The 20,933-nt window shown below is 53.6% G+C and carries 22 protein-coding genes and 1 pseudogene; 11 read left to right on the top strand and 12 right to left on the bottom strand.

The window, feature by feature from the left end; translation table 11 throughout:
* Positions 1-22: 22 nt before the first annotated feature.
* Positions 23-1,864, bottom strand: coding sequence for a hypothetical protein (locus tag HCG48_RS16875; protein WP_168570196.1), 1,842 nt, complete (start codon positions 1,862-1,864; stop codon positions 23-25).
* Positions 1,865-2,113: 249 nt separating this feature from the next.
* Here HCG48_RS16875 and HCG48_RS16870 point away from each other — a divergent pair, with 249 nt between their 5' ends.
* Together HCG48_RS16870 and HCG48_RS16865 are read left to right on the top strand one after the other, a co-directional pair.
* The gene (locus HCG48_RS16870) at positions 2,114-2,698 is read left to right on the top strand and encodes a helix-turn-helix domain-containing protein (protein ID WP_168570195.1); all 585 of its coding nucleotides are present in this window, start codon (positions 2,114-2,116) and stop codon (positions 2,696-2,698) included.
* A complete protein-coding gene (locus tag HCG48_RS16865; RefSeq protein WP_246259601.1) occupies positions 2,619-3,314 on the top strand; it encodes a transposase in 696 nt (231 codons plus the stop codon). Before HCG48_RS16870 ends, HCG48_RS16865 begins: the two co-directional genes overlap by 80 nt.
* On the opposite strand, the gene HCG48_RS16860 is transcribed toward HCG48_RS16865, so the two are convergent.
* The gene (locus HCG48_RS16860) at positions 3,287-3,838 is read right to left on the bottom strand and encodes a hypothetical protein (RefSeq protein ID WP_210437061.1); all 552 of its coding nucleotides are present in this window, start codon (positions 3,836-3,838) and stop codon (positions 3,287-3,289) included. The genes HCG48_RS16865 and HCG48_RS16860 overlap by 28 nt on opposite strands.
* A 9-nt stretch (positions 3,839-3,847) precedes the next feature.
* On the opposite strand from HCG48_RS16860, the gene HCG48_RS16855 reads away from it, so the two are divergent.
* Positions 3,848-4,075 carry a transposase gene (locus tag HCG48_RS16855; RefSeq protein WP_210437060.1) on the top strand — a complete coding sequence of 76 codons (228 nt, stop codon included), beginning with the start codon at positions 3,848-3,850 and terminating at the stop codon, positions 4,073-4,075.
* 10 nt (positions 4,076-4,085) lie between these two features.
* Here HCG48_RS16855 and HCG48_RS26885 read toward each other — a convergent pair.
* The 5 genes and pseudogenes from HCG48_RS26885 to HCG48_RS26535 all read right to left on the bottom strand — a co-directional run.
* Positions 4,086-4,211, bottom strand: a pseudogene (locus tag HCG48_RS26885) (ISNCY-like element ISAtsp9 family transposase); the annotation flags it as partial.
* Between the two features lie 320 nt (positions 4,212-4,531).
* Positions 4,532-4,906, bottom strand: a complete 375-nt coding sequence (locus HCG48_RS16845) for a type II toxin-antitoxin system PemK/MazF family toxin (RefSeq protein ID WP_168570194.1) — start codon at positions 4,904-4,906, stop codon at positions 4,532-4,534.
* On the bottom strand, positions 4,899-5,123 hold the full coding sequence (gene mazE / locus HCG48_RS16840) for a type II toxin-antitoxin system MazE family antitoxin (protein WP_168570193.1): 225 nt from the start codon (positions 5,121-5,123) through the stop codon (positions 4,899-4,901). The genes HCG48_RS16845 and mazE overlap by 8 nt, the downstream gene beginning before the upstream one ends.
* Before the next feature lie 206 nt (positions 5,124-5,329).
* Positions 5,330-5,500, bottom strand: coding sequence for a hypothetical protein (locus HCG48_RS25535; RefSeq protein WP_210437059.1), 171 nt, complete (start codon positions 5,498-5,500; stop codon positions 5,330-5,332).
* 5 nt (positions 5,501-5,505) lie between these two features.
* Entirely contained in the window at positions 5,506-5,634 is a 129-nt protein-coding gene (locus HCG48_RS26535) for a hypothetical protein (RefSeq protein WP_281362013.1), read from the bottom strand.
* 275 nt (positions 5,635-5,909) lie between these two features.
* On the opposite strand from HCG48_RS26535, the gene HCG48_RS16835 reads away from it, so the two are divergent.
* From HCG48_RS16835 to HCG48_RS16820, 4 genes are all read left to right on the top strand, one after another.
* Entirely contained in the window at positions 5,910-6,056 is a 147-nt protein-coding gene (locus HCG48_RS16835) for a zinc ribbon domain-containing protein (protein ID WP_320415792.1), read from the top strand.
* A 591-nt stretch (positions 6,057-6,647) separates the two neighbouring features.
* Positions 6,648-7,886, top strand: a complete 1,239-nt coding sequence (locus HCG48_RS16830) for a succinate--CoA ligase subunit beta (RefSeq protein ID WP_168570192.1) — start codon at positions 6,648-6,650, stop codon at positions 7,884-7,886.
* 54 nt (positions 7,887-7,940) lie between these two features.
* Positions 7,941-8,870, top strand: coding sequence for a succinate--CoA ligase subunit alpha (locus HCG48_RS16825; RefSeq protein WP_168570191.1), 930 nt, complete (start codon positions 7,941-7,943; stop codon positions 8,868-8,870).
* Between the two features lie 61 nt (positions 8,871-8,931).
* The gene (locus HCG48_RS16820) at positions 8,932-10,308 is read left to right on the top strand and encodes an ATP-binding protein (RefSeq protein WP_168571933.1); all 1,377 of its coding nucleotides are present in this window, start codon (positions 8,932-8,934) and stop codon (positions 10,306-10,308) included.
* Between the two features lie 199 nt (positions 10,309-10,507).
* Here the strand turns inward: HCG48_RS16820 and HCG48_RS16815 are convergent, their stop codons facing one another.
* From HCG48_RS16815 to HCG48_RS16795, 5 genes are all read right to left on the bottom strand, one after another.
* Positions 10,508-10,948, bottom strand: coding sequence for a GIY-YIG nuclease family protein (locus tag HCG48_RS16815; protein ID WP_168570190.1), 441 nt, complete (start codon positions 10,946-10,948; stop codon positions 10,508-10,510).
* A gap of 131 nt (positions 10,949-11,079) precedes the next feature.
* The gene (locus tag HCG48_RS16810) at positions 11,080-12,858 is read right to left on the bottom strand and encodes a ribonuclease J (RefSeq protein WP_168570189.1); all 1,779 of its coding nucleotides are present in this window, start codon (positions 12,856-12,858) and stop codon (positions 11,080-11,082) included.
* A gap of 184 nt (positions 12,859-13,042) precedes the next feature.
* Positions 13,043-13,927, bottom strand: a complete 885-nt coding sequence (gene dapA, locus HCG48_RS16805; RefSeq protein WP_168570188.1) for a 4-hydroxy-tetrahydrodipicolinate synthase — start codon at positions 13,925-13,927, stop codon at positions 13,043-13,045.
* Positions 13,928-13,933: 6 nt separating this feature from the next.
* Entirely contained in the window at positions 13,934-14,212 is a 279-nt protein-coding gene (locus HCG48_RS16800; RefSeq protein WP_168570187.1) for a hypothetical protein, read from the bottom strand.
* The gene (locus HCG48_RS16795; protein ID WP_168570186.1) at positions 14,176-15,219 is read right to left on the bottom strand and encodes an aspartate-semialdehyde dehydrogenase; all 1,044 of its coding nucleotides are present in this window, start codon (positions 15,217-15,219) and stop codon (positions 14,176-14,178) included. The genes HCG48_RS16800 and HCG48_RS16795 overlap by 37 nt, the downstream gene beginning before the upstream one ends.
* Positions 15,220-16,089: 870 nt before the next feature.
* Between HCG48_RS16795 and tig the strand changes: the two genes are divergently transcribed.
* The 4 genes from tig (at position 16,090) to HCG48_RS16775 (ending at position 20,753) form a co-directional block, all read left to right on the top strand.
* Positions 16,090-17,496, top strand: a complete 1,407-nt coding sequence (gene tig, locus HCG48_RS16790) for a trigger factor (RefSeq protein WP_168571932.1) — start codon at positions 16,090-16,092, stop codon at positions 17,494-17,496.
* A gap of 329 nt (positions 17,497-17,825) precedes the next feature.
* Complete coding sequence (gene clpP / locus HCG48_RS16785) at positions 17,826-18,437, top strand: ATP-dependent Clp endopeptidase proteolytic subunit ClpP (RefSeq protein WP_511048777.1); 612 nt, start codon at positions 17,826-17,828, stop codon at positions 18,435-18,437.
* Between the two features lie 14 nt (positions 18,438-18,451).
* Positions 18,452-19,792 (top strand): ATP-dependent protease ATP-binding subunit ClpX, encoded by a 1,341-nt coding sequence (gene clpX / locus HCG48_RS16780; protein ID WP_168570184.1) that lies wholly within the window; start codon positions 18,452-18,454, stop codon positions 19,790-19,792.
* 73 nt (positions 19,793-19,865) lie between these two features.
* Positions 19,866-20,753, top strand: a complete 888-nt coding sequence (locus tag HCG48_RS16775) for an alpha/beta fold hydrolase (RefSeq protein ID WP_168570183.1) — start codon at positions 19,866-19,868, stop codon at positions 20,751-20,753.
* The last annotated feature ends 180 nt before the right edge of the window (positions 20,754-20,933 follow it).

The following is a 20,933-nucleotide window of genomic DNA, read 5'->3' as shown; positions in this document are numbered from 1 at the left end:
TTTTTAGACGGTTTGAGTTGGTTTAGCGCGGGGTATGGCGTCCGAGGAGGGCGCCGTAAGGATCGTAGAGTTCTAAAGGAATTTGGGTATTGTCGCTAATGGTTTCTAAGGCGTTTTGCAGGGTTTGCACGTGTTCGGTTAGGTCGGCTCGGACTTTAGGATTGCCCGTGCGATCGGCAGTGGTGGCGGTTTTGCGAACTTCACTGAGGTAATCGGGCTGCAATTGGACGCGCAAGACGCGATCGGAGACGCTGTAAGCGCAAACTTCCACCGACCCCGAGCAGGTTTTCTTGAGGGCCGCATCGGCGTCTTGGCGGGCGATCGCCCGGTCGAGGATTTCCCGAGCTTCGGCGAGGGCGGGTTTGACCGTTTTGCCTAATTTGGCTGCTTTGGCGTAAGGGTAGGTTCCCAGGGGAATTTGTTCGAGGTAAGTGCTGGCATTCGTCCAGGCTTCCACGGCGAGGGTCCATTGATTTTGCTGTTGGAAGCCTTCGGCGCGATCGACTTCGAGAACGGCGCGATCGTAGGCGTTTTGGGCGAGTTGTTCTTCGTAGAGGCGATCGCGGGCGCGGGTCGCTTCGGTTTGGTAGGCGGCAATCAATTGGCGGGCTTGTCGAACCGCCGTGGTGCCGTCGGGAATCCGTTCCAATTGGGCGATCGCCTCATCCCAACTGGCGATAATCCGTTCCCAACTTCCCGTCGTCTGGGCGACCCCTTGACGGGCTTTAATCACTTGACCCGCCGATTGCGCCGATTGAAGTTGCGCTTGAGCTTGTCGTTCGTTGTCGATGCGGCGATCGATCGCCGTGCGGTTTTGGCGATATTCTTGCAATTTTTCCCGGGCAAACGGGTACACCGGACTGTCCGGAGAAACTGCTTCGAGTTGGGCGATCGCCTCGTCCCACCCGGCGGCTACGTCCTGCCAGATCTCGACGGAATGCGGCGGATTTTTGGCGCTTTCGGCAGTCGCCAAGCCGCGATCGAGGGCGGCGACGACTTCGGTAATGCCGTCGAGTTGGACGCGGTTGCTTCTAATCAAGGTCGCGGCGCGATCGCTCGCCCCGGACCACGAAGGAATCCGTTCGAGCATCGTCGTCGCTTTGTCGAGTTTTTCGTGAATGTCGAGTAATTGGTGTTTGTACTCGACCGCCTGCAGTTCGGCGGCGGATCCTTGGCTCAACTGTTCGGCGCGATCGATGAGTTCGCATCGTCCGATCGCGCAGGGCCGACTGAGGGCGTAAAAGGCACTGCCCCCCGCCACGAGGGCCGTGACGATCGAGGCGGACAACGGCACCAGCCACGGCGGCGCGGGCTTTCTCGCCCGTTTTTGTTGCGGTCGGACCGCGATCTGCTCGGCATCTTGAGGGTCGAGGGCGAGTTCGTCGAACGGATTCGGTGGAAAGGCGCTGACGGCGAGGGCGATCGCGCTTTCTTCGTCTTCGCTTTCATCGGATCTGTCTGCCAACGGGTCTTCCCCGGGCGAGTGCAAAGAAGTATCCTCGTCCGGAGTCGTCTCGGCGGCGGGTTTCCCCGAGGTGGACCGCAAGGCTTCAAAGGCATAAGGGCGCTCGTGCCCGGCGACTCTCAAGTAGAGTTTGAGATCTTCGGCCAGATCGGGAATCAAGGCGGCGATCGCCTGGGTCAGGGCTTCAAAGGTTTCGCCAACTTGGGCGCGTACCCCGGGCCGATGTTCCGCGAGCACCAGCAGTTGTCCGTGGTGAAGCGCACATTGAATTCGCACGGGTAAGCGCTGGGGCAGTTCTAAATGCAGGCGTTCTTGCAACAACCGGGCAATAACTTTTAAGTTTTCCTGCTTTAAATTCTCTGGCTTTAAGGTTTCCTGACGTGTACGGGTTTGAATCATTGGCCCATTTCCCCATCGATCGGTTGAACGCTCGATCCGGATCCTCTGGCGGACGCGGTGCGTGCGAGAACCCGGCAATCCGATTAGTTTAGCAAAGTCCGCAAGAATCCTCGATCGCCGCGTGATTCCCCCGCAATCTCCAGCAATTCTCTATTTGATAAATGAGTTGGTGTCATCGAAGGGCTCTAGTACAGCCTGGCAGAAATGAGCTTACTATGTAAAAGAGAGCGCGAAAAGGATTTCTCTGCAATGCCTAGACTAGCTGCCTCCCCCATTAGCTTGAGCGAAGCCGAGCGCAGTGAATTAGAAAAATTGCTTAGGCGTCGGAAGAGTTCACAGCAGATGGCTTTACGGGGGAAGATCATTTTGCAAGCTGACCAAGGCAAAGGACATGGGGAAATTGCGCGAGAGCTAGGGATTAGCAAAGAGATGAGTCGGCGCGCTCGCTTCCGTTGGCTGGAAATGAGTCAAGGGGAAAGCTGCGTTGAAGAGCGACTACAGGATGCCCCGCGTCCGGGGACGCCGCCGACGTTTACCCTCGAACAAATCACTCAACTCTATGCACTGGCTTGTGCGCCCCCCGAACAGTACGGGCGACCGATTAGCCATTGGACAGCTCCAGAACTCGCCGACGAGTTGGTCAAGCAAGGAATTGTCGAGAGCATCAGTCCGCGTCATGTGGGACGACTGCTAGAGGAAGCCGAACTCAAACCCCACCAGAGCCACTATTGGCTCCACCCCCCCCGACCCAGACTTGCCCGAGAAAATCCAAGAGATTTGCCAGCTCTACAAACAAGCCATAGCTCGAGCCGAACAAGGGGAGTTAACCTTTAGCGTGGATGAAATGACGGGAATTCAAGCACTCGAAAGGAGGATGCCCGACATCCCCATGAAACCGGGGCGCTGTACCCAAGTCGAGTTTGAATATATCCGCCATGGCACCCAAACTCTCATTGCCTCCTTCAATGTGGCTACGGGAGAAGTTGACCTGGCTACGGTCGGCCCCACCCGCACCGAGGCCGATTTTGAAGCCCATATCCGACAATTATTGGCTCAATGCCCCCAGGCTCCTAAAGTTCATCTGGTGATGGACTGTCTCAACACCCATCAGTCCGCCTCCCTGGTTCGGCTCGCCGCCCAACTCGAATCTCAAGCCATTGACTTAGGTGTAAAAGGGCGCTCGGGCATTTTGCGCTCAATGGCCACTCGCGCGGCTTTTTTGAGCGTACCCAATCATCGACTGGTCGTCCACTTCACGCCTAAGCATTGCTCGTGGCTCAATCAAATTGAGCTTTGGTTCAGCATCTTGGTTCGTAAGCTACTCCGACGCTCTAGCTTTACCAGTCCCGCCCATCTCAAGCAGAAAATTATCGAGTTGATCTACTACTTCAATCGCACTATGGCTAAGCCGTTCAAGTGGAACTATACTGGTAAGCCTTTGATCTCCTGAATACTTGGTTGATTTCTGCCAGGCTGTACTAGGTAGGGAGACTTGATTGAGCCGATTAGATGCCGATGCCGTTTGCTGACAATCGGGACTTCTGCCCAGACCCAATCAGAGCCATTCCAAACCTTAATCCAGGCCACCAGCAGGTGAGCATCGAACTTCACCAACTGTCCTTTGTAGAGGGCCCGATAGCATTCAGCATCTACGTTAAAGACAGGTGGCTTAGCATCCCGACGCTTCCGAACTCCTGACTGCCATTCTCGGTATCGAGTCAGATAGGAAGAGACCTGTCCTTCTACAAACTTGATAGCAGCACGACGTAGGTAGGATCGGAATTTGTAGAACCGCTTGCCAAAATAGAGATACTTCGGATCTCGATTCTTGCTGGTGCGATGAATGAGCTTTTCTACTGCCGCACAGAAGCTTTTTGCTGCAACCAGTTCCGGCCAGTGTCCAATGACCACATAGCTTAGAGCTTTGCAGTAAGCCCGGTACTCATCCACCGTTGCCGCCAGGTAAAGTCTCACTTCTGGCGAGTGAAAAAATTGAAGTCGGTATCAGCCCGAAAAATGCGCCAGGAGTTTGCGCAGCAGCTACGCCCCTTCTACTGGAAGCCTTATTTCTGGAACCGGGCCTACGGACTGATGACGACGGTCGGACGGGCCAATATCGAAACTCTCCTGAAGTACATCGAGAATCAGGATGACCCGCGCCAACTCGGTCCGCCGCTAAAAGCGCGAATGACGCTTCGCGTTCATTCGTAGGATGCGCGGCGGTTTTGCTCAAAGCCCGCAAGTCATCGAAAAAAGTCTGACGAGTCGGGAGATGGTCGCGCAAGTCGAGGAGGTTGTGGAACAGCAACGACAGGATGTTACCCAATACAGTCAGCCTGTTCCGGTGCAAATTCTCACGGGGGTTTATTTAGCTGGGGTACTGCTCCCCTGTCTGGTGACAGCCCTGACGATCCCGCGAACAGTTGTTCAAGTTGGCTCTGGGGTTGATGGTGCGGCAGGAGATCGCGGCGATCGGGTTCGCCTCACTTCTGGCTTGAGGAGGGTGGTTTTGGTGATAGTTTCGTGTGTGAACTGGGCGATGGATTTCATCTATCGCCCCTATCGACTTTGAGACCTTTCAACAGACTTGTGGTTCTCAGGACGGCACTCAGTTTTAAAAACGATAGTTTAACAACCCGTTCCGCGTGCAGCCGCTTGTTAGGCAAGCTACAAAGACCTAAATGCTAAACTAAAACCAAGCTCAATACATACCGCTTCCTCAATTTTTTCCCAGTAACTCTCCTCTAAATCACCCTGTTTATTTTTAATTCTCTGGGCATCCACAGCTCTCATTTGACTTAAGTTGATGTGTCGATCTTTATCTAATCCATTCTTAGCAGTCGGTGTAACATTCACAACAAACGGATAAGTCCTTGCTCCAGGCAACAATGGAGCAACTATTGTCGTTGCCCCATTTTGGTTGCCAATATCATTTTGCAAAATCAGACAAGGTCGCTTTTTATCAGTCTCATGGCCAAGAACAGGGTGTAGATCGACCCACCATATCTCCCCTCGCTTGTAGGTTAAGTGTCCGTTAGGCATTTAAACCATCGCCCACTGTAACGTCCCATGCAGAAATTTCTTGTTGCAACTCTGGGTCATTAGCCTGATCTTTGTAAGCATCTTCTAGCTCCTTCATGAAAATTCTCCTCTTTTCTTGCCAGAGAATATTATTTATAAAGCTGCTACGATTGCTTGCTAACCGATCTACAAACTCTAGTATTTCGTCATCCAAGGTTATGCTGACTTTCTTACTCATGGTTGCAAATTTTCTGCTACAAATTGGTATGACTCAATCATCATACTAAATAATCCTAGGCTAATTGTCAATATGGGACTATTTCGCGTACCACCTGAAGCCCCATCACCTGTCATTTGGCATCAGTACGCAAAGACGGGCTACTGCTATTTGCAGCAACCCAATACAGTCAGCCTGTTCCGGTGCAAATTCTCACGGGGGTTTATCTAGCTGGGGTACTGTTCCCCTGTTTGGTGACAGCCCTGACGTTCCCGCGAACAGTCCTTCAAGTTGGCTCTGGGGTTGATGGGGAGGCAGACGATCGCGGCGATCGGGTTTGCCTCACTTCTGGCTTGGGGAGGATCGATACCGAGCCACTTTCGTCGGTCGGTGTGCATGGGCGTTAGACTGCGATCGCCCGTTTCAAGAATTTATTAAGAATGGTGCGTTTCCAAAATTTATCGGTGGGATAATAGGAGCTGAGGTGGGGAACGCACCCTACAAGATCGGCGATCGCACTGAAACGGTACATTGAGAATCAGGGCTATGACGATTGACACCCCGCCGCTCCTTAACCCCCACCTGTTCCGAGGTGGGGGATATGCGTCGCTATTTTTGTTATATTTTCTTTCTCCATGATTCTAACGGCTGAAGTTCCCCCAGGGAAAAATAACGAAGTGCTTACGCTGAGGATACAGCGCTTTGCGCTGTTAAGTAATGAGTAATGAGTAATGAGTAAGAAGTCCCTCTGAGCGTTGTCTAAGGGCGAATTGAGGGCGATTCAAATGTACCCCATAACCGCGAAAACTGCTGTATAGTGCCAAGACTTGCCCGGAATGCGGTCACCTTCACGAAAAATTAGGTGGTAATAAAAAGTTCCAATGCCAGAATTACGGATACTCTGCTCGTCGAGATTGGAACGGCGCTCGTAACATTATGCTACGAGCTTTGTAGCTCATCTGCCTTCACCATTGTTGGTGATGCTATACAGATTCAAGGTGCATAGCTTTGAGTAGATTAAGTGTTGCACTCCCTTTCCGCCAAATTGAGAATTGCTGCGCAATCTCGTACTATAGTGAACGACCCAGCCTGATTCAAAGAATGCAGCTCGGGCAACAACCCAATAGATCGCCGCTACGGGAACTTACGGGTTTTCACAGCTCGGGGGTCGGCGCTATCCTCGTTCCTAAGATTTATAAAAAGCACAGGTTGTACAAAAAACTTGTATGGAGCTAGCTTGGTTTTCGCTCTTTTGAACCCGCTCAGGTAGTAGGATTTTACCAGGTTTGAGGAGTCGATCTATCCCAACGCTCAATTGAAAATTGTTGAGGGGGACTTATTTTTCCCCAAACCCCTCAAAAAGTTAAGATGATTAAACTTAGGCTGTTTCCCCCTGGGATGGCCTCTCGATTCGAGCGGGCGATCGCAGACGGGAACTCAACCGTCAGAGGCGATCGCCCGGCAGCTCCCCCAGCCACTCCCTCGGAGTCTTCGAGCTCGCCGTCGTCCTCAACTGATTAGTCAAACTCAACGTTCCCCACACCTATGGACTTACTGGAGTACCAAGCTAAGGAATTATTTCGTGAAATCGGCATTCCCGTATTGCCCGGACAGAGAATCGATCGCCCCCAAGACCTCAAAGGTTTAAAAATTCCCTATCCGGTCGTACTCAAGTCCCAAGTCCGTGCCGGGGGACGCGGTAGAGTAGGCGGGATCAAGTTCGTCGCCAACACCATCGACGCCGTCGCCGCCGCTCACAGTATCTTTCACCTGCCAATTACAGGCGAATACCCGGAAGTCTTGCTCGCTGAAGCCAAATACAACACCGACCGCGAACTTTATCTCGCCGTAGTTTTAGACCGCGAGGCGCGCCGTCCCGTCCTCTTAGGTTCCCGTCAAGGTGGGACGAGTACGGAATCGGCGATGGAAGACATGCAGCAAGTCGTGGTCGATCGCGAATTCTCGCCCTTTTACGCCCGCCGCCTCACCCTCAAAATGGGTTGTTCCGGACCGCTCATTCAGTCCGTCAGCGAGATCGTCGAGAAAATGTACTATCTCTTTGTCGAGAAAGATTTGGATTTAGTCGAAATCAACCCCCTCGGAATCAGTCCCACCGGGGAGGTGATGGCCCTCGACGGCAAAGTAACCGCCAACGATCGCGCCTTGAGTCGCCATCGCGATCTGGCTCGCTTGATTTACAGTTCCTGTCGGACGCCGGAAAATGGCACCTCTTCGAGAAGCTTACCCACCGGGGGAGCCAGCGTTCGCGAAGCGACTCCAAAGGAGGATCGCGACACTTCCCCGCCTTGGGAAGATTTAAATTTAATTCCCCTCGACGGTAACATCGGCATTTTGTGTAATGGAGCCGGGTTGACGATGGCGACCCTCGATTTAGTTTGCGAAGCCGGGGGCAAACCTGCCAATTTCTTGAATTTAGGAGGCGAGTCCCGTTCGGAAGCGACTCCCGAACAAATTGCCGCTCGCGTCGAAAAAGGCTTGGCGTTAGTCTGTCAAGATAAAACAGTCAAAGCGGTTTTAGTTAACTTACTCGGGGGGATTGGCACCTGCGATCTCGTGGCCGAGGCGATCGCCAATTACCTCAAACGCATTTCTCGCCAAAATACCACGGCGACGAGTACGATTCGCCTACCTAAATTAACCGTCCGCCTCATGGGGACGCAGTTCGATCGCGCCAAGCAAATTTTAGATGAAGTCGAGGTTTCCCTCGTCGAAAACTTAGACCGGGCCGTGGAACAGGTGGTCTCGGCAGCTCGCAAAGGTTAAACCCGATCGCGACAACCCCGATAGCGTCAATAATCGCCACTATTAGGAGCGGCCATGAATTTTACACCGGAAAGCAAAGTTCTCATTCAAGGAATTACCGAACCGATTGGCGCCACTTACGCGGCTTTGATGAAAAACTACGGCACCAATGTCATTGCCGGAATCAGTCCCGGTCGCGGCGGCGAACAGGTCGAAGAAATCGAGATCTTCGACATGGTAGAGCAAGCGGTTGGCCACCTCGGCGCGATCGATACGAGTGTGATTTTCGTACCGCCTTACGACGTACTCGATGCGGCCCTGGAAGCGATGGCGGCGGGCATTCGCCAAATTATTATCGTCACCGAGGGAATGCCCCCCCTGGATATGGTTCACTTGGTCCGCCAAGCGGAAGCGACGGAAACCTTAATCGTCGGTCCGAATACTCCCGGGATTATCGTCCCCGGGAAAATCTTACTCGGAACCCACAAAAGTGATTTTTACACCCCCGGTTCGGTGGGATTGCTCAGTCGCAGTGGGACGCTGACTTACGAAATCGCTTGGCAGTTGACCCAGGCGAAGTTAGGCCAGTCGATCGCCATCGGGATCGGCAGCGACGCGATTGTCGGTTCGTCGTTCGCCCAGTGGTTGCAAATTTTAGACGAGGATGAGGCGACGGAGGCGATCGTCCTGGTCGGCGAAATTGGCGGCAGCAGCGAAGAAACGGCGGCGCACTATATTGCCGAGGCGATCGACAAACCGACGATCGCCTACGTGGCAGGTCGTCACGCGCCCAAAGGTAAACGACTCGGTCACGCGGGGGATATTATGGCGGCTCAACTCAGTGTCGGTCGCACTCACCAGGTCAGCCCCGTCGGCGCCGATCCGGATACGGCTCAAAGTAAAATTGCGGCGTTTAAGGCGGCGAATATCCCCGTGGCTCAGAGTCCCTCGGAAATTCCGGATTTGGTCAAAAAGGCTCTCAAACCCAGTCGTAAGAAAAAGTAACCGGGGGGCGATCTTCTTTTGGAGTGACCCGGCGATCGCCCCGCCGAGATGAGGTCGGATGATGGATTCTCCCACAAGCGCTACTATTCAATCGCTCGCCGTCGAAGCGGCTTCTTTGTTGGTTTACCGTTCGGTACTCGCCGGGAAAGAAGGTCGCGCCTTTGTCGAGTTGCTCGAGGCACTCCTCCTTTGGAGTCGCTTCGCGAATACCCGCCATTCGGGGGAAGGAACGGGCAATCGGTCGGCGATTTCTTGTCTGCACGCCTACGGTCAATGGTTCGAGCTGTTGGCCGATCGCCGTCAGAGTTGGTCGGATTTTTTAATCGCCCAAATTTTGGCCGATGACAACCCCTTCAGCCGTCAGGTGCAACAGGTGGATCTCGATCGCCTCTCGCCGTCGTTAGTGGAGGCGGTGAAATACGATTTGGATGTTTTGCAGCACTTGGCTTCCTGTACGGGCGATCGTCTCAGTCACTGGGTTCGCGAAATTTCCGGACTCTCTACCCTTCCCGCTTTTTCCGAGATCTCCGATGCGGATGCTCCGGATCCGGCGATCGCGCCCTCCCCGATCCGCCAATTTCAACAGGCGCCTTCGTGGCGTCAACTGCTGCCCGAGCTTGCCGCTTTTTACCGTCACTCGGGAACGGGTCTATTTGGTCGATATCGCGCCTTCACTTGGCACGCAGGCGCTTTGGCGGGCATCTCCCACCCGGATCCGGTCACTCTCTCGGAATTGGTCGGTTACGAACGTCCTCGGGAATTGTTACTCAAGAATACCGAGTTTCTGCTCGCCGGATTGCCCGCGTTAAATGTGTTACTCTACGGCAGTCGCGGGACGGGGAAATCTTCTCTGGTCAAGGCGTTGGCGAATGCATACGCCGATCGCGGCTTGCGCTTGATTCAAGTGGCTAAGTCGGAGTTGACGGATTTACCCGCGATCGTGGAACAGTTGCGCGATCTTCCCCAAAAGTTTGTCATTTTCGTGGACGACCTCTCGTTTGAAGAGGATGACGATGCTTTTAAGGCGCTTAAGGTCGTTCTCGAAGGCACAATTACCGCCCGTCCCCCGAATGTGGTGGTCTACGCGACTTCCAACCGCCGTCATCTCGTGCGCGAGTTGTTCGAGGAACGCCCGCGACCCAGTGCGGCGGATGAAGTTCACGCCTGGGATACGGTTCAGGAAAAGCTTTCGTTTAGCGATCGCTTCGGCTTGACCCTGACTTTCGAGCCTGCGGACCAGCAAGCGTATCTGGAGATCGTTCGCCATTTGGCCGCTCGCGAACAACTCGCGATCGATGATGAAGCCCTGGTCTTTCAAGCTCTCCAGTGGGCGACTCGTCGCAATGGGCGATCGGGTCGCACGGCTCGCCATTTTATCGATTTTCTTAAATCTGAATTGACTCTCGGCGGTTCGCTCGGTTCTACGGCGCTCTCTTGATGGCGCGCTAAAAAAGAGGAGAATTTTGCTCCGTGGAGAGCATTTTTGTGATATGCTTATATTATAGTGGGGGTATTGAAACTTTTAAAAAATTTGCGCAGATTCCCATTATAATATAAAACATATCACAAAACCGTCGCGCCGTCAATCGGTCGAGTCCCTTTTTAGACGGCGATTTTTGTTAAAAAACATTAACTTTTCAGACCAAATCGTCATTAAAAATCGGGTGTAATTTTTCAATTAATCCCCGTTCCCACTGTTGCAACATTTCCGTGGGAATCGTCCCGGGTAAAACGGGAAAACTGCGAATAATCACCTCAACTCCCATGGATTGAAGGCGAGTAAATAAAGGGAGTTGGTGATGGGACTTCCAGCGCTGGCGGATGCTCGTATTGGCGACGCCGATATAGGCTAAATTTTCTTGAGATTTACCTTCGCAATCGTAGACGATACAATCGATAAAATACAAACCGGGAAATTCCGGTAGAGGGATTTCTTCTTCACCGAGCCAGTGTTTTAACTCCAACGATTGCAAGTGACAGCGAGCCCAAGCATAGATCTCGCGCTCGCTGACTTGCTCGAAGAGCTGGGTCGAAGATAAAGAAATTAAAGAATTCGTATCGGTGAGATTTTTGGACATAATCAAGGGGCGATCGCGGTGGATTGACTGCGATCGCACCGATCGGGACGACCGACAGCACCGACTTAGGAAGTGAACGGCAAACGGGGCGACGGGATGGGGGTACAGATCGATGCCGTACCCCGGCGCGATTAAGAAGCGACTTTAGCCGTCGATCGCGTGCGACGGCGTCCGGTTTTTGGGGAGTTTGATTTCACCGGAGGTTGCTTTGGAGTTTGCATCAAGAACACCAATAAAGGTTGTTGACGCAATTCGCGGCGTAACATCCGTTGCAATTCCCGTTCCAAATGATTTTTGAGACCGGACCAATCGACATCAACTTGACCGTCATCGTTGGTTTGGGCGAAATTCGACCAGCGATCGCTGAGGGTATCTTCTAAAGTTTCCGCCACCCATTTTTGCAGCAAATTGGGTTCGATGGTGGAGACGACGCCGCGCAAGTGAAGGGACGGTTCCATTTCCAGTTTGCCATTCCAGCCGATCGCCGTGGCGATCGTGACGACGCCATCTTCGGCGAGGCGTTGGCGTTCTTTGAGAACGTCATCTTTAACTACCCCCGTGCGCGAAGAATCGACCAATTCTATACCGGACGGCACGCGATCGACGACACCAATACTATCTTGGCTGAGGGAAACGACATCCCCGTTATCGATAATCACCATATTTTCCGCCGGGATTCCCATACTTTGAGCGGTTTGGGAATGCTTGACCAACATGCGGTGTTCGCCGTGGACGGGTAAGAAGAACTTGGGACGGGTCAAGGCGATCATCAGTTTCTGATCTTCTTGACAGCCGTGACCGGAGACATGGATCCCTTGATGGCGACCGTAAATGACATTGGCGCCTTGTTTCATCAACTTGTCGATCGTGTTGACCACGGCGATCGTATTGCCGGGAATCGGGTTGGCGGAGAAGACCACCGTATCTCCGGAACGGATTTTAATTTTACGGTGTTCGCCGTTGGCAATGCGGCTGAGGGCGGCCATCGGTTCGCCTTGGGATCCCGTAGTCAGGATCAGCACTTTCTCGTCGGGAAGCTGGCGGATGGCGTGGAGGGGTTGGAATAAGTTATCTTCGCACTGAATGTAGCCCAAGTTGCGCGCGTGGGCGATCGCGTTGAGCATGGACCGACCGACGACGGAGACGGTGCGATCGTGTTTTTTCGCCAGTTGCAGGAGAATATTGAGGCGGTGGACGGAAGAGGCGAAGGTCGTCACTAAGAGGCGACCGGGGGCTTCGGAAAAAATACGATCCAAGTTGGGATACACCGACCGTTCCGAAGGGGTAAAGCCAGGAACTTCGGAATTGGTGGAGTCGGCGATCAGGCACAGGACGCCTTTTTCGCCGTGTTCGGCGAGCTTTTGCAGGTCGTAGGTTTCGCCATCGACGGGGGTATGGTCGATTTTGAAGTCTCCAGTGTGAATGACGACGCCGACGGGGGTATGTAAGGCGACGGTGAAGCTATCGACGATCGAATGGGTGTTGCGGATGAATTCGATCAGAAAGGATTTGCCGACGCGGACGATTTCGCGGGGAAGAACGCTACGCAGTTCGGTGCGATCGCTGACCCCGGCTTCTTCTAGTTTGCCTTGGAGCAAGCTCATGGCGAAGCGAGGGCCGTAAATGACGGGGATGTCAAATTGTTTGAGGTGGAACGGGATCCCGCCGATGTGATCTTCGTGTCCGTGGGTGACGATCATCCCCTTAATTTTGTGGCGGTTTTCCCGCAGGTAGGTCATATCTGGCAGGACGATATTGACCCCGTGCATTTCGTCGGTGGGGAAGGCCAGACCTGCATCTAACAGGAGAATTTCGTCGTTGATTTCAAAGACGCAGGTATTTTTACCAATTTCATGCAACCCGCCTAGAGGAATGATTTTGAGGGCAGGTGAGGATCCGTTTTTACTCATGAGTTTGCTTTTAGATAGATAGCTTGTCAAGGATTAGAATTCAACCGAGGGTCAGTTCCCACGAGTGAGGGAACCCGGCACAGACGGCGACGGGACGCCCCGACCGATGACAACTGACCGATAACGCTTGAAAATAGTGCAGTTGAGTGCAGTTGAGTGCAGTTGAGTGCAGTTGGGCGATCGCCTAGAGCAGATCGAGGTCTTCGAGAACGGGTTTGAGGGTGGCGATGACACTCTCGGAGGCTTCGCACAAGGGCAAGCGGGGAGAGCCGACGGGCCATCCTTGCAGGTGCAGTGCGGCTTTTAAGGGGATGGGATTGGTGGTTGCAAAGAGAGCTTTAAAGAGTCCAAAGAGTTTTAAATGAATGGCGATCGCCTCTTGAGTTTGGCCGTTTTCAAAGGCGCGAATCATTTGTTGCAACCGATCGCCGACGAGATGGGACGCGATGCTGACGACCCCCGATCCGCCGATGGAGAGTAAGGGGAGGGTCATGGAATCGTCGCCGGAATAAATGCAAAACTCGGGCGGGGTGAGTCGCCGGATCTCGCTGGCGCGATCGACACTGCCACTGGCTTCTTTGACGGCGACGATATTGGGAATTTCCGCCAAGCGGGCCACGGTTTCGCTTTCGAGGTTGACCCCGGTGCGACCGGGGATGTTGTAGAGCATTATCGGCAGGTCGGGACAGCTTTGGGCGATCGCCTGAAAATGCCGATAGAGTCCTTCTTGGGGCGGCTTGTTGTAGTAGGGAACAACTTGCAGGGAACCGTCGAGGCCCAATTTGGCGGCCTGGGTGGTCGCTTCGATCGCCTCGCGGGTGGAATTGGATCCGGTGCCTGCCATCACTTTAGCTTTGTCGCCGACGGCTTTTTTGACGACTTGGAACAGTTCGTATTCTTCGCTCCAGGTCAGGGTTGGCGATTCGCCGGTGGTGCCGCACACGACGATCGTATCGGTACCGCGATCGGCCAAATGGGCGGCTAGTTTTTCGCTGACTTCGTAATTGACACTGCCGTCTTCTTTAAACGGCGTAATCATGGCGGTGAGAACTCGTCCGAAATTCACCACACTCTCCTAATCTAAACTCTTTCTGGTTAAAGTATTCCCGGTTTGGGGAAAGACTGGCGGCCCCGAGGGGGCGTAACGACCGTTAATGAGGGCGCGATCGCACACGCCTGTCGCGGCGAGCGATCGCCGCCGGAGAAGGCCGATCTGTGTTTTCGGCGTCCTCGCGGGGTGACTCGCCACCGTGCGGGCGGCTGTCTCGCCGTCGGCCAACCCCATTGGGATCCGCGCCGAGCGGTCGTTTCCGGTTTTCAGCTCGACACTGCAGCCGTCGCGGGCTGCAGCCAATTTTCTTTGACTAACAACTCGGCAATCTGCACGGCATTTAACGCCGCTCCCTTGCGAATTTGGTCGCCACTCAACCACAGTTCTAAACCGCAGGGATGGGACAGATCTTTGCGGATGCGTCCGACGAGGACTTCATCGCGTCCCGTCGCTTCCATCGGCATCGGGAAATAGTTCGCTTGCCAATCTTCGACCAATCTAACTCCGGGCGATCGCGCGAGAATATCTCGGGCTCGGTCGGGGTCGAACGGCTCGCTAAATTCCAAGTTGAGGCTTTCCGAATGAGCGCGCAACACCGGAACGCGGACGCAGGTCGCCGAGATTTGCATCTCGGGAGCGTCGAAGATTTTGCGCGTTTCGTTGACCATTTTCATTTCTTCCTCGCAGTAGCCGCGCTCGTCGAGGGCGGAGTTATGCGGGAATAAATTAAAGGCCAGGGGATAGGGGAATGCCTCGGCGGTCGGGGTTTCCCCGGCTAAAATGGCTCGGGCTTGGGCTTTGACTTCTTCCATCGCCCGTGCCCCCGCCCCACTCGCCGATTGGTAGGTCGCCGCGACGATCCGTCGCACGGGTTGGACTTGGTGCAAAGGCCATACCGCCACTGCCATTAAAATCGTCGTACAGTTGGGATTGGCAATGATGCCTCGGTGGTCGGCGGCAGCTTTGGGATTGACTTCCGGCACGACGAGCGGCACCGTCGGATCCATGCGAAAGGCGCTGGAATTATCGATGACGACGGCTCCGGCTGCTACCGCTTTCGCCGCCCAGGCTTTGGAGGTGGAGCCTCCCGCCGAAGCCAAGACGAGATCGATTCCTTTAAAGGCTTCCTCGGAGACGGCTTCGACTTCTAGCTGCTCCCCTTTAAACGGCAGGGTTTTTCCGGCAGAACGGGGAGAAGCCAATAATTTTAATTCGGCTAGGGGAAAGTTCCGACGGTCGAGCAGTTCGATTAACTCGGTTCCGACGGCTCCCGTTGCGCCCAAAATAGCAACTCGATAGGATTTCGACAAATCAATTTCCTCCTGAATTTACGTTGAGATTCGTTCGTTTGAGTATCAATAAAGGTGATTGTAATGAGTTCGGTGGTTTGCCTTTCCCACGGGTAGAGTTGTCGGTCACTGTCAGTCCATTTCAGTCAATTTCAGCTCGACCTCGACTCCCTGGGGCAGAGCGCGCGCGGTGGGTTGGGAGGGGAGATGGCTGAGGAGAGGAGGGAGCAATCGGCTTGAGTGTGTTGGTTTTAAATAGAAGTTTTTGTTTACGATCGCCTCGCCTGAGTAAGGCGATCGGCCATTAAAAAACGGATTACGTGTATCTTAACTCAAGATAAGGCAATGGCTTGAGGCGAGAGGGGCGATCGTCGTTTATCCCTTCGCCCGAGCGCTAAGGAAGCAAGGCGAGGGAGGGGATACCCCTGTCGGCACGGCCCGATCGCCCTTGCACCGAAGGCGACCGATCGTTTAAGCCACTTAGCTTATCATACAAGGAGTGAACCTGCTTGCCCAATTTGGCTCGCCCTCGGCTCCGCCAGAGCGAACGACGTCGAGGGAGGCCACCGCGCGCCACCGGGGAAAAGACCCCAGGGGGAACAGTTCGAGGGGTTGGCGAAGGCGAGAGGGGTTGGCGAAGGCGATCGCGCCGGGAAGTATGTCAAAGGTCGAATTGTCGGCGATCGGCTCACAATGGGCTAAGATCGTTATTTGCCCCCGACTTGACGACCGGACCGGTCGCCAGGGTTTGCTACACGAACCTACTGGCTCGGCAATCCGGCTGGGAAATCGGCCATGGCCAACCCGGTCTTGAAGGTCTGGCGAAACGGCGATCGGGAGCAACATCACTGCACCCATGTCAACCCTATCTATATTTCTGAACGAGATTCGATGAAAGTTACCCAGGAAAAACTCCCCGCCAGCAAAATTGGTTTGGAAATTGAAGTTTCCCCAGAAATGTCCAAGAACGCTTACGAGCAGGTGATTCGAGAATTCAGCCGCTCTGCTCGTATTCCTGGGTTTCGCAAAGGTAAAGTCCCCCGCCAGGTATTAGTTCAACGATTGGGCGTCGGTCGCATCAAAGCAGCCGCCATTGAAGATTTGATTCAAAGCTCGTTGGAAAAGGCGATCGAACAAGAAAAAATCGAAGTCCTCGGCAACTTCCAACTGTTGAGTTCTTTTGAAGATCTACTCGGTCAATTCCAACCCGGTCAAGCCCTGACGTTTTCCGCTTCCGTTGACGTCCCGCCACAAGTCGAGGTCAAAGATTATGTCGGATTGTCTTTGCAAGCGGAAGAAGTTAAATCGCCACCGGAACAAGTCGAAAACTTTTTAGAAGAGCGTCGCAAGGAACAATCGACGTTAATTCCCGTAGAAGAGCGCCCCTCTCAACTCGGCGATATTGCGGTGGTCGATTATCGCGGCGAATTTGTCAGCGAGGGAGAATCAGTTCCCATCCCCGGCGGCGAAGCAGAAGACTTTCAAGTGGAACTGTCAGAAGAGCGGTTTATCCCCGGGTTTATTCAAGGCATCGTCGGCATGAATATCGGCGAAACCCGCGAAATTACCGTCAACTTTCCGGAAGATTATGCGAGTGAAGAATTAGCCGGAAAAGAAGCCAAGTTTCAGGTCACGCTCAAGGATCTCAAAGAGAGAGAATTACCGGAATTAGATGACGATTTCGCCCAAGCAGTCAGCGAGTTTCAAACCCTCGCCGAACTGCGCGAATCGATCGCCTCGCGCTACGCCAAACAAGCAGAAGATAAGACGAAATCGAACAAGGAAGCGGCTTTGTTGGCCGAACTCGTCAACCATGTTGAAGTGGATCTTCCCGAAACATCGATCGATCGCGAAATCGATCGGATGTTGCAACAAACGGCGATCCAGTTAAGCAATTACGGACTCGATGTCAAACAGCTTTATACTGAAGAGAACCTGCCGCGACTGCGCGAACAATCCCGTCCGGAGGCGATCGAAAAGCTGAAACAGTCCCTGGGTTTAAAAGAAATCGCCAAGCGAGAATCGATCGAGGTGTCGGCTGAAGACATCAACGCCCGCCTCGAAGAGATTAAAGAACAGATCCCGCAAAATGCCGATCCCGAGCGCGTGCGCGATTTTCTCAGCGAAGAACTGCTCAAAGAAAAAGCAACGGACTGGCTGTTAGAACGCGCTCAAATCGAACTGGTTCCCGAAGGAACCCTCTCGACCCCCGAAGGGGAAGAAGAAACCCCCGAAACGTCGGCCACTGGGGAAGAGGGAGCGGTGGAAACCGAATCGGAAACCGCAAGCGAGTCGTAATCGAAGCGGAGGGGATCGACGGATAGTAAAGGCGTCCCCTCGCTTTTGGAAACCCTCACGGCACCCGGCGAGGCGATCGCGAAGCGACCCCAAAGGAGGATCGCCGCCGCTCGCTTTTTTCAATTTTCCTGAATTTTCCACCACACTCGGGTGAGCTGGGGCATAATGGGGGTAGATCAGACGTACTATGTTGGCGTAAGCCATAGGAGTTTGGCTTGAGATTCGATCGCTCGACTACAGGCAATTACTCAGATTCTATGCTTGTATCCCAGTCCCCTTGTCCGATCGCCAGTTTCAGTTCCTTGGAGGTTTACTCCACCAATACGGGAGTGATTCCGATGGTGGTAGAACAATCCGGGATGGGCGAGCGGGGCTTTGATATTTACTCCCGACTCCTACGGGAGCGGATTATCTTTTTAGGAACCCCCATCGACGACAGTGTCGCCGACTCGATTGTCGCCCAACTGCTCTATCTCGATTCCGAAGATCCGGAAAAAGAGATCCAGCTTTACATCAACTCTCCCGGGGGTTCGGTTACCGCCGGAATGGCGATTTACGATACCATGCAGCAAATTCGTCCGGAGATCGTGACCATTTGCTACGGTTTAGCCGCTAGTATGGGGGCATTCTTACTCGCGGCAGGCACGGCGGGAAAACGTTTGTCCCTCCCGAGCTCTAGAATCATGATCCACCAGCCTCTCGGTGGCGCTCGGGGGCAAGCGATTGATATTGAAATTCAAGCCAAAGAAATTCTCTATCACAAGCGGACTTTAAATGAACTGCTAGCCCGTCATACGGGTCAACCGTTTGATAAGCTCGAAGTCGATACCGATCGCGACTTCTTCATGTCCGCACAAGAAGCGAAAGAGTACGGTCTAATTGACAACGTTATCGATAAGCCGGGTCTTCCGAAATCGGGAGAGGCTGTTACCGCACGCTAAGTAAGAGGCTGTCTATGTCTAAGTACGACTCCCATCTGAAATGTTCCTTTTGCGGCAAGTCTCAGGAGCAGGTGCGAAAATTAATAGCTGGTCCGGGAGTCTATATCTGCGACGAATGCGTTGACCTGTGTAACGAAATTTTAGACGAAGAGCTATTTGAGTCGGGCACCGCAGCACCCCAACCAGTCCCCCGAACGGAACAACCGCCCAAACGGCGGGCCCGCTCGGCTAACTTGTCTTTAAATCAAATTCCCAAGCCGAAAGAGATTAAAAAATATCTCGACGATCACGTCATCGGTCAGGATGAAGCCAAAAAAGTTCTCTCCGTCGCCGTTTACAACCACTACAAGCGCTTGAGCTTTACTCAGGCGAAACAGTCGGGAAAAGTGGCGGCTGACGATCCGGTAGAACTGCAAAAATCTAACATTCTCTTGATCGGTCCGACGGGATGCGGCAAAACCCTGTTAGCGCAAACCCTCGCCGATATCCTCGACGTTCCCTTTGCCGTCGCCGACGCCACGACCCTCACCGAAGCGGGTTACGTCGGCGAAGATGTGGAAAATATCTTGCTGCGCCTCCTGCAAGTGGCCGATCTCGATGTAGAAGAAGCTCAACGGGGCATTATCTATATCGACGAAATCGACAAAATCGCGCGCAAGAGCGAAAACCCCTCGATTACCCGGGACGTTTCCGGAGAAGGGGTCCAGCAAGCGTTGCTCAAAATGCTCGAAGGGACGGTCGCGAACGTTCCCCCGCAAGGCGGACGCAAGCATCCGTATCAAGACTGCATCCAGATCGACACGAGTAATATCCTGTTTATCTGCGGTGGGGCCTTTGTCGGGTTAGAAAAAACGATCGAGCAGCGAATCGGTAAAAAATCGATGGGCTTCGTGCAGCCGGGAGATACCGCCTCGAAGGAAAAACGAGCGTCAGATGCAATCAAGCAATTGCAACCGGACGATTTGGTCAAATACGGGATGATTCCCGAGTTTATCGGTCGGATTCCGGTGATTGCCGTGGTCGATCCTCTCGACGAAGACGCGCTGACGGAGATTTTGACCGAGCCGCGTAACGCACTGGTCAAGCAATATCAAAAACTCATGAAGATGGACAACGTTCATCTGGAGTTCAAGCAAGATGCGATTCGGGCGATCGCCCAAGAAGCCTACCGCCGCAAAACCGGGGCGCGGGCCTTACGCGGGATCGTCGAAGAGCTGATGCTCGATGTCATGTACGAGCTGCCCTCGCGCAAAGATGTGACGCGCTGTTTCATCACCCGCGAGATGGTCGAAAAACGCTCGACTGCCGAACTGCTCTTGCATCCGTCTTCCCTGCCGAAACCGGAATCGGCTTGACGGCGATCGGGTTAAGCTGCACGCCGCGCGTGCTGCCTTTCCCTCTAGATGCTCACGATCTCAAGCGGTCAGGATGCCCTACATTCCAGTTCGGGGTGTCGAACACTATTACGAGTGGATCGGCACCGATCGCCCTACGGGGTCAAAACCCGTGATGGTCTTCATTCACGGCTGGGGAGGTTCGTCCCGGTACTGGGAAAGTACCGCCCGAGCCTTGGCCGACCGTTTTGATTGCCTGCTGTACGACTTGCGCGGCTTCGGGCGATCGCGTCCTCTCACTGCGCCGGACTCCTCGGAGGCGACCCTCGCCGACCCTCGGGCTCAACTCGAAGCATTATACGATTTAGAAACCTACGCCGAAGATCTCGCCGGATTGCTCGACGCACTCGGCTTGGATCGCGTCGATCTCAACTCCCACTCGATGGGGGCTTCCGTCGCTACCCTCTTTCTCAACCGATACGGCGATCGCGTCCGACGCGCCATCCTTACCTGTAGCGGCATTTTCGAGTACGACGAACCTGCTTTTAGTGCCTTTCATAAATGGGGCGGCCAAGTGGTCAAATTCCGCCCGCTTTGGTTGGCCAAAATTCCGTTCGTCGATCGCCTGTTCATGGCTCGCTTTCTACATCGATCGATTCCCACAGCCTTACAGCGCGCCTTTTTAGAAGATTTCCTGATCGCCGATTACGAAGCCGCTCTCGGTACGATCTACACGTCGGTTTCTAAAAAAGCCACCGAAGTGATGCCCCGCGAATTTGCCCGCCTCCAAGTTCCCGTATTGCTCGTCGCCGGACAGTACGATCGGATCATTCCCGCCGCCATGGGTCGAGAAGCCGCCAATTTGAGCGATCGCATCGATTTTGTCGAAATCTCCAAAACCGCTCACTTTCCCATGCTCGAAGATCCTCAGACTTACTTACAACGAGTGACTGAGTTTTTAGAGAGCGCTTCCCCGGCTTAAACCGGATATTTTTGCGATTTTGTAACAAAAATTAACCTTTTCGCGCGGCATTTTGGGGGGAGGCTCTGGCTTTTTTGTTGAAAGTGTTCTATTATTTTTTATATAATGGAAATCTGTGCAATTTTAATTTTTTTGGCAATATTCCCATTATATAAAAAATAGTTTAGCAAAAAAACTCGC

This window comes from Oxynema aestuarii AP17 (assembly GCF_012295525.1).
GTDB classification, from domain to species: domain Bacteria; phylum Cyanobacteriota; class Cyanobacteriia; order Cyanobacteriales; family Laspinemataceae; genus Oxynema; species Oxynema aestuarii.
This window is presented reverse-complemented; position numbering and strand designations above follow the sequence as displayed.